The sequence below is a fragment of the Roseovarius sp. genome (assembly GCF_018066915.1).
Taxonomy (GTDB): domain Bacteria; phylum Pseudomonadota; class Alphaproteobacteria; order Rhodobacterales; family Rhodobacteraceae; genus Roseovarius.
Genome location: NZ_JAGPVV010000279.1, coordinates 20,737 through 33,797 on the forward strand (window position 1 = coordinate 20,737; position 13,061 = coordinate 33,797).

Below are 13,061 nucleotides of genomic sequence, written 5' to 3' on the forward strand. Positions count from 1 at the left end.
CGCGGCGGCGCTACGCGCCTTGATTCCGCGCTTTGGAGATTGGGGCGAACGTTAGAAACAGGCCAAAATCGCCATCCTGATGTGCCTGCCTCCTCAGCCGAAGGTCGCCCCGAAGGTGCCCCGGAAGAGGGCTGACAATTCGGCCAGCGGGGCCTCGGATTTGCCAAAGCGCACGGTGTCGCCGGTGAATCGCCCCACGGAGGTGAGAGGCACGCCCGCGTTCCCTGCGGCGATCATCAGCGCCTCGGCCTGATCGAAGTTGCAGGCGATGAGATAGCGCGCCTGATCCTCGCCAAAGAGTGTGGCGGCATCCTCGCTGTCGAGATGAACGCCCACGCCAGCCGCCTCGGCCATCTCGAAGGCAGCAAGCGCCAGACCACCATCGCTGAGGTCGGTGCAGGCCTTGATCAGGGCGTGATTGGCGCGGATGAAATCGCCGTGACGTTTCTCGGCCGCAAGGTCCACGGGCGGCGCGTCGCCTTCGACTCGGTGAAACACCTCGGCCAGCAACGCGGATTGCCCCAGATGCCCATGGGTTTCGCCCAAGACGAGCGCCACATGCCCATCGCGCGCCTGTCCGGTGATGGCGGTTGCGGGGTCGCGGATGATGCCCACAGCACCAATGGTCGGGGTGGGCAGAATGGCGGTGCCATCGGTTTCGTTGTAGAGCGAGACATTGCCCGACACGATGGGCATGTCGAGGGCGGCCACAGCCTCGCCGATACCTTTGATGGCGCCAACGAATTGGCCCATGATCTCGGGCTTTTCGGGATTGCCGAAATTGAGGTTGTCGGTGGTGGCAAGCGGCACCGCGCCCAAGGCGGAGAGGTTGCGGTACGCCTCGGCCACCGCCTGTTTTCCGCCCTCAAAGGGGTTGGCCTTGACGTAGCGCGGGGTCACGTCGGAGGTGAAGGCCAAAAGTTTGTCGGTGCCATGCACACGGATGAGCCCTGCGCCTTGTCCCGGCGTGCGGGCGGTGTCGGCCATGACCATCGTGTCATATTGCTCGTAAACCCATTGCCGGGCACAGTAGTTGATTGAGCCAATGAGCGCCTTGAGACCGTCGATGGGATCGACACCGGGCACGGTCGCGGGGTCGAGCGGCGTGGCAGGGGCAGTTTCCACCCAAGGGCGGTCATATTCGGGCGCAGAGCCCGAGAGGGTGGCCAAGGGCAGGTCGGCCTTGATCTCGTTGCCATGCAGGATGAGAAAGCGGTCCTCGGCGATGGTTTCACCGACGATGGCGAAATCGAGGTCCCATTTTTCGAAGACGGCGCGGGCTTCTGCCTCTTTCTCGGGGCGCAGGACCATGAGCATGCGTTCCTGGGATTCCGAGAGCATCATTTCATAGGCGGTCATGTTCACCTCTCGCTGCGGCACGGCGTCGAGTTGCAGCTTGACGCCCAGACCGCCCTTGTCACCCATCTCCACGGCAGAGCAGGTGAGGCCAGCGGCGCCCATGTCCTGAATGGAAATCACGGCACCGGTGGCCATGAGTTCGAGACAGGCCTCCATCAGGCGCTTTTCGGTGAAAGGGTCGCCCACCTGCACCGTGGGGCGCTTTTCCTCGATGCTGTCGTCGAATTCGGCGCTGGCCATGGTGGCCCCACCGACACCGTCGCGCCCTGTCTTGGCCCCGAGATAGACCACGGGCATGCCCACACCAGAGGCGGCAGAGTAGAAAATCTTGTCCGCGTCGGCCAGACCTGCGGCAAAGGCATTCACAAGGCAGTTGCCGTTATAGGCCGGATCAAACCGCACTTCGCCGCCCGCGCAAGGCACGCCAAAGCAATTGCCATAGCCGCCGACACCAGCCACCACGCCATGCACAAGCTGACGCGTCTTGGGGTGCGAGGGCACGCCAAAGCTGAGCGAATTCATCGAGGCGATGGGGCGCGCGCCCATGGTGAAGACATCGCGCAGGATACCGCCCACGCCGGTGGCAGCGCCCTGATAAGGCTCGATATAGGAGGGGTGATTGTGGCTCTCCATCTTGAAGATGATCGCCTGACCGTCGCCAATATCGACCACACCCGCGTTCTCGCCCGGACCGCAGATCACCTGAGGGCCGGTGGTGGGCAGGGTGCGCAGCCATTTCTTGGAGGATTTGTAGGAACAATGCTCGTTCCACATCGCCGAAAAGATGCCCAGTTCGGTGAATGTCGGCTCGCGTCCGATGATCTCGAGGATACGCTCGTATTCATCGGGCTTGAGGCCATGGGCCGCGACGAGATCGGGGGTGATGGACGGTTCCTGCATCGGGCGGGCTCCTTCGGGGATGTGCATGCGCGGGTCTTTAAAGCACGCGCGCGGCGGGGGGAAGGGCCGCGTGATCCGGGGAGGGCAATTTCGATGGGTGCAGCAAAACGGCCCGACCTTGATCAAGGCCGGGCCGTGGACGCGGCGCGGGAGGGAGGAACGCGCCGGGTAAGGGGTGAGTTATTGCGTCATGGTCGCAACTTTTTCCGCCACGGCGGTGCGCAGCTGCTTGAGCGTCATGGCATATTCCAAGCCGCCGTTTTCCCCGACGCTGAGCGAGCCAGCCTCAAAGCCGATACGCTCGGCCGGAATCTGGGCATCCGTGCTGATATCGACGTAGATCAGGTGCTCTGTGCTCTCGTCGCCTTCATGCGCCACGACCTCGCCGATCACCTTGTCATCGACCGAAGTCAATGTGGCCCCTGTTTCCGCCTCGGCCAGAATGTTCTCGACGAGCGTGTTGCCGGTCTCGCGCGGGGCTTTGGCCGCGAGATCGAGGTCGGTGGGCGCGTGCATTTCGCCATCGCCGGTAACGGTCGCTTCGGACCAATTGTCTGAGGACGCGGCGGTGGCGGTGTCTTGGCTCTGTTCATAGACAGCATCTGCGCCGCTGTTGTCTTGGGATTGCCGTTCGGTACCGCCTTCGTCTGCGGCCAGGGCCGTCAGGGCCGACACGCTTGTGAGGGCCGTTGCGAGAGCCAGTGTGCGGAACGTCATAGTATCCTCCGTTTCTGCAGGGTCAGTCCTGCGATTTCCATCAACGCGCCGAATGCGCGCTTGGAGGACCAACGCAGGAGGTGCGGCGCGGTTCCAAACGGCTTGGAAAAAGTTGCGCGGCTTGTCTCTGAGCCTCTGCAATCTTGGCGGATGGGGCTACTGACCTTCGGGACGCAGGATGGTGATGCCCACAGAGGCCGCGCGCGCCAGAGCAGGGTCGAGCGACATCGGGATATATTCGCCGCGCCGCCAGAGTTGCGACAGGTTGTCGTAATAGCGGCTGAGGAAATGCCCCGATTGGCCTGTGGCGATGATAAAGACGCTGCTGTCAGGGTCGGCAAAGTCATAGACGCCGCGGTAGCCTGCGCCATGCACGTTCTGGAACGGGTCCGGCCCGTCACCGCCGCGCGTCCGCCCGCGCAGGAGTGTATTGTCGCCACCCGAGGTGGATTGGCGGATGTTGACGAAATGGCGCAGGAGCGGAACCTCGCCCAGCACCTGATGGTCATGGGTGGCCTGATGCGCATCGCCCCAACGCAGGCTTTCGAGCGATGCGCCATAGCGTTCGGATATCCAGATCAGCGCATCGTCGAGCGCCATGCGGGCGGTGTCGGTGCAGGTCTCGATTGCCGTCGATTGCTTGACATCGCACCAGGCGGCGGCCCCATCGACATTGCGGAACACCCGTTCGATGAAGATCGGATCGGGGTGGTCAAACTCGCGCGACAGGGGACCAAGATCATCGCGGATCAGCCGGTCCATCAGCGCGCGCATCCACGCGGCATAAAGCAGCGGTTCGGGCAGATGTTCGTTCATCTCGCCGTTCCAGTTGGCCAGCATGGTGAGGGCCTTTTGGCGCAGACGCTCGGGCGTGCCTTCGGGCGCGGCTTCGCCGGTGAACCAAAGATCGGCCCCAATGAGCGGCAAGAGCGAGCGGGCGGTAAAGCTCACGGTGTCAAGCTGCGCCTCGATAAAGCTGTCGCGGGTATGCACCTCGCGGCCCTGCATGAGCCTGCGCCAGCGGTGGACGCGCTGCGTGTCACCCCAGAGGTGGCTGACATGCATGGGAAAGGGGCGGTCCACCACCTTGTTGTTGGTATTCCCGAGGATACCGCCCGAGGGGGCCACGAATTCGGGGTTGGCGGCAAAGGGCAGCATGCCCTGCCAGCGGTTTTCCGGCAACCAGCCGCGTGCGGGCATGCGCCCCTCGCTCTCGTGGCGGGCATCGCGGCGGGGCATGGCCCCGATGGTGCGCATGGCGATGGTGCTCTGGTCCACAAGGGTAAGGTTTTGCGAGGGCGCAATATAGAGCCGGCTGAGGTCGATCGCCTCTTGCACCGTCTGCGCGCGCATGAGGCCGATGGCCGAGGACATGGTGGTATCCTCGGGGCTGAGGGCTGTCCACGCGAGAGAGGCCACATGGCCTGCGGGGGTCACTTCGGCCAGATCATAATGGCTACCGGGCAAGACGGGGCCATTATCTGTCCAGCGCAGGGTGAGGGTGACGGGATCGGAATCCTTGATCTCGATGATGGAGCGAGAGGTGCGAAATTCCTTCCAGCCATCCGGCGTGCGGTACTCATCGGGATTCTCGGGGTTCACCTCTTCGATATAGAGGTCCTGATCGTCGAGATAGGACGAGGTGACAGCCCAGCCCAACCGCGCGCTGCGCCCTGTGAGGATCGCGGGGATGCCGGGAATCGTGCCGCCGATCACACCGCCTGTTTGCAGGTCGAGCCGGGCGAGATACCAGATATTCGGCGCGGAAAAGCCCAAGTGCGGGTCGTTGGCCAAAAGCGTGCCGCCCGAAGCCGAGCGCGAGGGGGCGGCGGCAAAGGCATTCGAGGCCCCGGCAAAGGCGCGGCGTTTGAAGGGCGAAAGCGGGTCGTCCTCTGCTGGCGCGGTTTGCGCGATGCGAGACCAGTTGGCACCCGGAAAGAGGGCTGCATATTCAGGCAGGGCGGCAATGCCGCTGCCGGGGGCAAGGGGCATGATGTCGGCCAGACGGTTCTGGTCTTCGAGGGCCAGGGCCGCGCGGGCAAAGAGCACTTCGTTCTCAAGATGCGACGACAACTGCACCGCCATCAGCTTGATCAGCGCAATGGAATCCGCAGGTTGCCACGGGGCGATGGGGGCGTTGAAGAGGAACTGCTCAGGGGCACCGCGCCCCAGAGCCTCGCGGTTGATCTCGGTCAGGCGGGCATTGACGCCATCGGAATAGGCCTTGAGCGCGGCCATGGTTTCGGCATCTTGCACCGCGACCGATTGGCGCGCGAGCGTATAGAGATCGAGGCGGCGCAGGGTGCTGTCAATCTTGACGGTGCGGGGGCCGAACACCTCTGACAACCGCCCCTGCACGGTGCGGCGCATCGTCATCATCTGCCAGAGGCGGTCCTGCGCATGGGCATAGCCCAGCCCAAAGAAGCTGTCGGCGTCGGTCTGGCCCAGAATATGCGGCACATTGGCATTGTCGCGCACGATCTCGACCGGGGCGGTGATGCCCGTGACCGTCAGCGTCGTGTCATAGTCGGGCAAGGAGCGCGACAGCAGGAAATAGGCCCCGACCAGCGCCAGCAGCGCCAAGAGGATCGCGCCGCCCGCCAGCCGCAACAACCATTTCACCAGCCCTGACATGCCCCGGCACCGCCCTATTTTCCGCTTGCATCACCTGCCGGGGATAGTCAGAAAACCCCGGCAAGACAATGGCACAAGATGTGGGAGAGGACAGAACTATGGCAAAACTGGCGTTTCTGGGGCTCGGGGTTATGGGCTATCCGATGGCGGGGCATCTGGCGGCAGCCGGGCATGAGGTCTGTGTTTACAACCGCACAGCCGCCAAGGCCGAAGCATGGGCGACCCAGCATGGCGGGCGGCACGCCGCCACCCCGCGCGAGGCCGCAGCAGGGGCGGAATTTGTGATGGCCTGTGTGGGCAATGACGACGATCTGCGGTCGGTCTGTCAGGGGGACGATGGGGCCTTTGCCGGGATGGCGCAGGGCGCGGTGTTCGTGGATCACACCACGGTGTCGTCGAAGGTCACGACCGAGCTTTATGCCGAGGCCAAGGCGGCGGGGCTGAATTTTGTCGATGCCCCCGTGTCGGGCGGTCAGGCAGGGGCCGAAAAAGGCCAGCTTTCGATCATGTGCGGTGGCGATGAGGCGGCCTATGCGGCGGCCGAGCCGGTGATGCAGGTCTATGCCAAGCTCTGCCGCCGAATTGGCGAGAGCGGCGCCGGGCAGATGACCAAGATGTGCAATCAGATCGCGATTGCCGGTCTAGTGCAGGGTCTGGCCGAAGCGCTGCATTTCGCAGAGAAGGCAGGGCTCGATGGGCGCGCGGTGGTCGAGGTGATCTCTCAGGGGGCTGCCGGATCGTGGCAGATGTCGAACCGCTATGAGACGATGATTGACGACAAGTGGAACCACGGCTTTGCCGTCGACTGGATGCGCAAGGACCTTGGCATTTGCCTCAGCACCGCCGATGAGACTGGCGCCAGCCTGCCGGTGACAGCGCTGGTGGATCAGTTCTACAAGGACGTCCAGAAGATGGGTGGCGGTCGTTGGGATACGTCGAGCCTCTTTGCGCGCTTGCGCAAGCTTGGGTGAAATGGCGCGGTGTCAGGCGATCTTGCGGTCGCCTGACAGCCATTTGCGCGTGTCGATGGCGTCGAGGATGAGTGAGACCACATCGACCGCCAGCAGGATCAAGAGATAGGTCCGAAAGCCATCGGCGATGTCTTGGGCCAAGAGCCACAGGATCAGCCCCAGCATCGGTGTCCAGATGAGGACATGCGGCAAGGCCATCACCTTGGAAAAGCCGCGCTCGACCAGCATCAGCACGCCATTGCAGAGCATCGCGCCCACCGCCATGAGTGCCAGCCACGCGGCGGCAGGCTGCGTGATGTAGAGAAGCGACGCGGCGTTGACCGGCACGAGGATGAGGGCGACCCAAAGCTGCACCCAGAGGGGGAGGCGTCGGTAACTCTGCCAGATTTGCAATATCATGTGCGCCCCTGCTGTTTCATCGTTCCAAAAATACTCAAAATCCGACGCTGCCGCCCGCGCTCAGGCGTCCTTGGGGCGCAGGGTCAGCCATATGAGCGCACCGCCTGCCAGCATCAGGAAGGGGGCCATGGCGAGGTTGACCGAGGCCCAACCGGCCTGAGGCGTGCCGCCCGAGCAGTTCATCAGCCCACCCGACGAGAGCGAGGCAAAGGTCACGCCGCCGAAGACGATGAGATCATTGAGCCCCTGCATGCGGCCGCGTTCATGCGGAGCATGGGCCCCGGCGAGCATGGTGGTCGCCCCGATAAAGCCGAAATTCCAGCCGATGCCCAAGAGGATGAGGGCGACAAAGAAGTTTTCCAGATGCACGCCGTTGAGGGCCACAGCCCCGGCACCCGCGAGGATGACAAGTCCGGTCGCCACGATCTTTTCCACGCCGAAGCGGGCGATCAGGTGGCCGGTGAAGAACGAGGGGATATACATCGCCAGCACATGCGCCGTGACCACATCCGCCGCATTGCCCGCGTCAAAGCCGCAGCCCACGACCGCGAGCGGGGTCGAGGTCATGACCAGATTCATCAGCGCATAGGACACGGTGGCGCAGATTACGGCCACCGCGATGCGTGGGGTTTTCAGGAGTTCCATCCGCGTGCGCCCATGGGGGGCATCCACGGCGGGCACCGGCGGTTTCGGGATGTCGAGCATGAGAAAGAGGAAGGCCCCCGCGATATTGAGGGCAATGACCGCCAGATAGGTGCCCAAGAACGGGATCACCATGGCCTGCGAGGTGGCCTTGACCAGTTGCGGGCCGATCACGGCACTGAGGAGGCCGCCCGCCATGACGTAAGAGATGGCCTTGGCGCGGAAGGCGTCACTGGCGGTGTCGGCAGCGGCAAAGCGGTAAAAGCCTTGGGCGGACATATAGGTGCCGGTGATCAGGCTGCCCAAGAGGAAGATCGGGAAGGAGGCGGTATAGAGACCATAGGCGCCAATCGCCCCTCCGATGGCCCCTGCGCCCGCGCCGATGAAAAACCCGGTGCGGCGGCCATAGCGCTGCATCAGATGCGAAATCGGCGTGGCCGAGAGCATCGAGCCCAGCACGATGAGCGATATCGGCAGGGTGGCAAAGCAGATGTTGGAGGCGAGCGATTGCCCGGCAAGCCCACCCACGACGAAGATCATCGGCATTTGCGCGCCTAAAATGGCTTGGGCTGCGACCAGAACGGCCACATTGCGCCGCGCGCGGCTATCGTCGGGTTGGAGGGTGATATCGGTCATGGCCGAAGTGCTAGACCCGTCGCTGGGGCGCTGCAAGGGCAATTCAGGCGCGGTCGATGAGATGCGCGAAGGAGCCACTGACCCGGCCAAGGTGGAGGCCCATGGGCGGCAGGGCTGTGCCTTCGGCGTCCTGTGCGGCAAAGAGGGCGGGACCGTCGGCGCGCAGGGTTGTGGCGTAGTGGAATTCATGCCCGGCCCAAGTGCCGGGGAATGGACCTTGGGTCGCGGTCAAGGTGCGGTAACCCAGATGCAGGCGGCGGCTGGCAAAGCTGGTCTCTAGCGGTAGTATTCCGGCCATTGCGTGTTGGGTGCCTTGCGCGTCAATCAGGCCGTCACCCAGCACCATGTACCCGCCGCATTCTCCATATATATCTGAGAAGTGTGCGGCGCTCTTGAGGCTTTGCATGAAGATGTGATTGGCGGCGAGTTGACCAGCGTGCAGTTCCGGGTAGCCGCCGGGTAGAAAGACGAAACCGGCCTCGGGCACCGCATCGTCGGCGAGGGGCGAGAAGGGACGGATTTCTGCGCCCGCCGCGCGCCAATCGGCCAGCATATGCGGATAGGCAAAGCCGAAGGCGCGGTCCTGAGCCACCGCGATGACCTGCGCCGGGGGGGCGAGGCGTGGGGCGGTTGTGGCCTCTGGCAAAGGTGCTGCAAGCGACAGGAGCGCGGCGCGGTCGAGGGTTGAGGCCAATGCGTCGGCGGCGGTGTTGAGGAACTGTTCAAGGTCGGGGTGCTCAGCGGCCTGCACCAGCCCGAGATGCCGAGAGGGTTGCGCCAGTGCCGGATTGCGGCGGAGTGCGGCCAGAACGGGCAGGCCAAGAGGAGCCAGCGCGCGGCGCAGCATCGCCTCGTGCCGCTCAGACCCTACATTGTTGAGTATCACGCCGGGCACGCGCACATTTGGATCAAAGCCTGCAAACCCTGCGACCAAGGGCGCGATGGAGCCTGCCATGCGGCCTGCATCCACCACCAGCACCACCGGCAGATCGAGATGCCGCGCCAGATCGGCCACAGCGCCGCGCCCATCGGGCGGGGCACCATCGAAGAGGCCCATTGCGCCCTCGATGATCAGGAGGCCGTCACCAGACGCAAGGCTGCGCAGGCGCGCAGGAGTCATCGCCCAAGCGTCGAGATTGGGGCAAGGCGCGCCGCAAGCGGCCTCGTGAAAGCGGGGGTCGATGTAATCGGGGCCGGATTTCGCCCCGCGCACATGCAGACCCTCGCGGGAGAGAAGGCGCAGCAGGGCGAGGGTGAGCGTGGTTTTGCCCGCCCCAGAGGAGGGCGCGGCGAGGATCAGCCCCCGCATGCGGTCTCGGCGGGTAGGCCGCGCCCGAGCGGGTCGAGATCGCGGGGGGCGGCACCCGCCAGCATTCCCTGCCAGTCGAGCACCTGACGCATGAGGACCGAACGCCCGATGCAGAGGATCGCGGGCGGCTCGAAGCCGCTTGCCTCGATATCGGCGGCGAGCCGTCCGAGCGTGGTTTCCAGCACGCGCTGATCGGGGGTAGTTGCGGAGGACACCACGGCGCAGGGTTCATCCACCGGGCGGCCTGCGTCAAGAAGTGCCGCGCTGATCTGGCCTGCGTGTTTCATGCCCATGTAGATCACGATCACCTGACTGCCCTGCGCGATGGCCTGCCAGTTGAGCGAGGAGGGTGTGAGGCCGGACTGGTCATGCCCCGTCACGAAGGTCACGGATTGATTGACGTCGCGGTGGGTGACGGGGATGCCCGCATAGGCCAGCCCGCCGATGCCCGCGCTGATACCCGGAATGATGCGGATGGGCACGCCGTGTTGCACCAGCGTCTGCGCCTCTTCGCCGCCGCGGCCAAAGACAAAGGGATCGCCGCCCTTGAGGCGGAGCACGCGTTTACCCTCGCGGGCGAGGTCGACCAGTTGCAGGGAAATGTCGCGTTGCTTGGCCGAAGGTTTGCCGCCGCGCTTGCCTGCGTAGATGTGGCGGGCCTGCGGGGCCCAGTCGAGGATGCAGTCCTGCACCAGCGCGTCATAGATCACCACGTCGGCCTGTTGCAGCGCATTGAGCGCGTGCAGCGTCAAGAGGCCGGGATCACCGGGGCCTGCGCCACAGAGCCAGACCCAGCCGGGTTCCATCCGGGGCCAGTCATTGCCGGGGAGCAAAGGAAGAGAAGAGCGGTGCGAGTCGGTCATGTCTTTCTATGCCGCGAGTTTCAATTTTGTGAAAGGTGGCAAACGACCATGCACCGGGGTCAGAGCGACATGACGGGAGTGGCCGGGCCTTGGGGCAGCCCGGCCGTGGGGATTACATCTTGCACTCGGCCGCGTAGGCGTCGACGTGATCTTCAAGTGCGACGCCGATGATCTTGTTGGTGTAAACGTCACCTTCCTTGATCACCTCGCGGACATAGATGTCCTGAATCGGGTGATGGTTGTTGCCAAAGGCGAAATCGCCGCGCGTGCTGGAGAAATCGGCGGCCTTGAGGGCGGCGCGGAAGGCGTCGGCGTCAGAGGGTTGTGCCTGATCCAGTGCCGAGATCAGGAGGTTGGCGGTATCGAACCCCTGGCTTGCATAGAGCGAAGGCAGGCGGCCATATTTTTCCTGAAAGCTGGCAACGAAGGCCACGTTGGTTTCGTTGTCGATATCCTTGGACCATTGTGAGGTATTGACCACGCCAAGGGCCGCGTCGCCCACGGCCTGAAGGATGCCTTGGTCAAAGCTGAAGGCGGGGCCGACCACGGGCAAGCCGACGCCGCTGTCGGCATATTGCTTGAGGAAGGAAATGCCCATGCCGCCGGGCAGGAAGAAGAAGACAGAGTCCGCACCGCTTGCGCGGATCTGGGCGATTTCGGCGGCGTAATCGGTTTGGCCCAGTTGGGTGTAGATCTCGCCTGCCAACTCGCCCTTGTAGAACCGCTTGTAGCCGGTGAGCGCGTCCTGACCTGCGGGGTAATTGGGCGCGAGGATAAAGCTGTTTTTATAGCCTGCGTCATTGGCATAGGCCCCGGCGGCCTCGTGCAGGTTGTCGTTCTGCCAGGCGACGTTGAAATAGTTGGGCAAGCAGCCTTGGCCTGCCAGCGCCGAGGGGCCAGCATTGGGCGAGAGGTAGAATTTGCCTTGGGCCACGGCACCGGGCACCACGGCCATGGCGAGGTTGGACCAGATGATGCCCGTCATCACGTCGACCTTGTCGGATTGGATCATCTTGTCCGAGAGTTGCACGGCGATGTCGGGTTTTTGCTGATCGTCCTCGATGATCACCTCAATGTCGCTGCGCCCGGATTGCTCCAACGCGAGCATAAAGCCGTCGCGCACGTCGATGCCGAGGCCAGCGCCGCCACCCGAGAGGGTGGTAATCATGCCGACCTTGATGTCTGCCTGCGCGGTGGCGGCGGCGAGGCTGAGCGCGCCGGCGATGGCCAGTGTCTTGAATGTCATATGTCATCTCTCCCTGATGTCGGGCGGTTTGTCCCGTCCCGGATTGCCCTTGGTCCCCCAGAGGGTGGTGCCCAATCCTTTCCACAGCTTTGGCAAAAGGTCCAGATGTCAGCGGAATGGATCAGGGGCTGGTATGGCGCGCCATGAAGCGGGCGGTTTCGGCAGGGGCCGGGGGGCGGCCCGAGAAATTCTCGACATAGGCGGGCATGCGGGCGATGCGGATGTCGCGCGGTTCGGCCACCATCATCGAGATATAGCCGATCTGGGTGTAGTAGACGGTATGGGCGCGGGTGTCGGCCTGTTCGGGATCATAGCCGAATCGCGCGAACATGGCGCGGATGGCAGTGATGCGGGTTTCATCCGTGCGTTGCAGCTTGGCCTTGATCGCGGGATCGCCGAGCGCCCAGTTGCGGATGGCGAAATCGAGGCGGGAATCAAAGAGGTCGCGGGTGAGCCAGCAGTCGAAGAGATTGTAGAGCGCCTCGTTGATCGATTCCGCATAGGCCTCGGTGCGGGCCACGAGATTGCCGGTGTTCTGCGCCTCCCAGCGGTCGAGCAGGGCGGCAAGCAGCGCCTCGCGGTCCTTGAAATGCCAGTAGAAACTGGTGCGCGAGAGGCCGAGCATCTGGGCCAGCGGCATCACCTTGACCGCATCCACCCCGGCGGTGACGAGCACCTCATAGGCGGCATTGAGCCACAGATCCTCGGACCCGCGCGTGGCGGGGTCGGGGGTAGGTTTGGGTCGGCGGGTGGTTTGGGCGCTGTTCATGGACCAAGACTAGACGGTTTTGGCATCGGTGGCAAATCTCTTGACAGGTTAGTGGATTTTCTCGACAGTAGTGTCGATTAAGTTTTCACACCACCGCCGGGTGCTGCCCGGCCAGCCCAGGATCAGGCCGATGCCGCACGCCGTTTCCACCGACAGTCATCTTGATATGCCCGCTCCGCTGGCCCGGCGGGCGCGCGGCGGGCGCGCCGCCATGCAGGTGCGGCGCGGCACTGGCGCGGGGGCTGGGGTGAACCCGCTGCATGTGCCCTATATCACGCGCGGTATTCCCACCCATGACATCGCGTCGGAGGAGGGACTCGATGCGATCATCGCCACCGCCGACCGGATTCTGGCTGAAATCGGCATCGAGTTTCGCGAGGACCCCGAGACTGTGCGCCTCTTTCAGCAGGCGGGCGGCAAGGCGCGGGAAGTTGGGCCGGAGGCGTGGAATGTGACCTTTGAACCGGGGCTCATTCGTGGGCTTTTGGCCACCGCCCCGGCGGAATTCACGCAGTACGCGCGCAACCCGGCCAAATCCGTGCGCATCGGCGGCAAGTCGATGGTGTTTGCGCCTGCCTATGGCTCGCCCTTCGTGATGGACCTGGACAAGGGGCGG

The 13,061-nt window shown here is 64.0% G+C and carries 11 protein-coding genes; 2 read left to right on the forward strand and 9 right to left on the reverse strand.

The window, feature by feature from the left end:
* Window positions 1–93 precede the first annotated feature (93 nt).
* The 3 genes from purL to KBT70_RS15660 all read right to left on the reverse strand — a co-directional run bounded on the left by purL (window position 94) and on the right by KBT70_RS15660 (window position 5,610).
* Window positions 94–2,259: a phosphoribosylformylglycinamidine synthase subunit PurL gene (gene purL, locus KBT70_RS15650; RefSeq protein WP_296635999.1), complete on the reverse strand. Its 2,166-nt coding sequence runs from the start codon at window positions 2,257–2,259 to the stop codon at window positions 94–96.
* Window positions 2,260–2,439: 180 nt separating this feature from the next.
* Entirely contained in the window at window positions 2,440–2,976 is a 537-nt protein-coding gene (locus KBT70_RS15655) for a phosphoribosylglycinamide synthetase (RefSeq protein WP_296636002.1), read from the reverse strand.
* A gap of 156 nt (window positions 2,977–3,132) precedes the next feature.
* On the reverse strand, window positions 3,133–5,610 hold the full coding sequence (locus KBT70_RS15660; protein ID WP_296636007.1) for a penicillin acylase family protein: 2,478 nt from the start codon (window positions 5,608–5,610) through the stop codon (window positions 3,133–3,135).
* A gap of 68 nt (window positions 5,611–5,678) precedes the next feature.
* Between KBT70_RS15660 and KBT70_RS15665 the strand changes: the two genes are divergently transcribed.
* On the forward strand, window positions 5,679–6,581 hold the full coding sequence (locus KBT70_RS15665; protein ID WP_296636013.1) for an NAD(P)-dependent oxidoreductase: 903 nt from the start codon (window positions 5,679–5,681) through the stop codon (window positions 6,579–6,581).
* Between the two features lie 12 nt (window positions 6,582–6,593).
* Here the strand turns inward: KBT70_RS15665 and KBT70_RS15670 are convergent, their stop codons facing one another.
* From KBT70_RS15670 to KBT70_RS15695, 6 genes are all read right to left on the reverse strand, one after another.
* On the reverse strand, window positions 6,594–6,980 hold the full coding sequence (locus KBT70_RS15670) for a hypothetical protein (protein WP_296636017.1): 387 nt from the start codon (window positions 6,978–6,980) through the stop codon (window positions 6,594–6,596).
* 60 nt (window positions 6,981–7,040) lie between these two features.
* Window positions 7,041–8,258, reverse strand: a complete 1,218-nt coding sequence (locus KBT70_RS15675; RefSeq protein WP_296636021.1) for an MFS transporter — start codon at window positions 8,256–8,258, stop codon at window positions 7,041–7,043.
* A 43-nt stretch (window positions 8,259–8,301) separates the two neighbouring features.
* Window positions 8,302–9,567 (reverse strand): cobyrinate a,c-diamide synthase, encoded by a 1,266-nt coding sequence (locus tag KBT70_RS15680; protein ID WP_296636026.1) that lies wholly within the window; start codon window positions 9,565–9,567, stop codon window positions 8,302–8,304.
* Window positions 9,555–10,430 (reverse strand): uroporphyrinogen-III C-methyltransferase, encoded by an 876-nt coding sequence (gene cobA, locus KBT70_RS15685; RefSeq protein ID WP_296636030.1) that lies wholly within the window; start codon window positions 10,428–10,430, stop codon window positions 9,555–9,557. Before cobA ends, KBT70_RS15680 begins: the two co-directional genes overlap by 13 nt.
* Window positions 10,431–10,542: 112 nt before the next feature.
* Complete coding sequence (locus KBT70_RS15690; RefSeq protein ID WP_296636033.1) at window positions 10,543–11,676, reverse strand: ABC transporter substrate-binding protein; 1,134 nt, start codon at window positions 11,674–11,676, stop codon at window positions 10,543–10,545.
* Window positions 11,677–11,797: 121 nt separating this feature from the next.
* Window positions 11,798–12,445, reverse strand: coding sequence for a TetR/AcrR family transcriptional regulator (locus KBT70_RS15695; protein ID WP_296636036.1), 648 nt, complete (start codon window positions 12,443–12,445; stop codon window positions 11,798–11,800).
* 130 nt (window positions 12,446–12,575) lie between these two features.
* Between KBT70_RS15695 and KBT70_RS15700 the strand changes: the two genes are divergently transcribed.
* Window positions 12,576–13,061 (forward strand): trimethylamine methyltransferase family protein (locus KBT70_RS15700; RefSeq protein ID WP_363270780.1); only part of this gene is annotated, 486 nt, incomplete at its 3' end.

Coding starts and splice junctions, on each gene's coding strand:
- KBT70_RS15655 (WP_296636002.1), bottom strand. CDS start 2,976: ATGACGTTCCGCACACTGGCTCTCGCAACGGCCCTCACAAGCGTGTCG.
- KBT70_RS15670 (WP_296636017.1), bottom strand. CDS start 6,980: ATGATATTGCAAATCTGGCAGAGTTACCGACGCCTCCCCCTCTGGGTG.
- purL (WP_296635999.1), bottom strand. CDS start 2,259: ATGCAGGAACCGTCCATCACCCCCGATCTCGTCGCGGCCCATGGCCTC.
- KBT70_RS15675 (WP_296636021.1), bottom strand. CDS start 8,258: ATGACCGATATCACCCTCCAACCCGACGATAGCCGCGCGCGGCGCAAT.
- KBT70_RS15665 (WP_296636013.1), top strand. CDS start 5,679: ATGGCACAAGATGTGGGAGAGGACAGAACTATGGCAAAACTGGCGTTT.
- KBT70_RS15690 (WP_296636033.1), bottom strand. CDS start 11,676: ATGACATTCAAGACACTGGCCATCGCCGGCGCGCTCAGCCTCGCCGCC.
- KBT70_RS15660 (WP_296636007.1), bottom strand. CDS start 5,610: ATGTCAGGGCTGGTGAAATGGTTGTTGCGGCTGGCGGGCGGCGCGATC.
- KBT70_RS15695 (WP_296636036.1), bottom strand. CDS start 12,445: ATGAACAGCGCCCAAACCACCCGCCGACCCAAACCTACCCCCGACCCC.
- KBT70_RS15680 (WP_296636026.1), bottom strand. CDS start 9,567: ATGCGGGGGCTGATCCTCGCCGCGCCCTCCTCTGGGGCGGGCAAAACC.
- cobA (WP_296636030.1), bottom strand. CDS start 10,430: ATGACCGACTCGCACCGCTCTTCTCTTCCTTTGCTCCCCGGCAATGAC.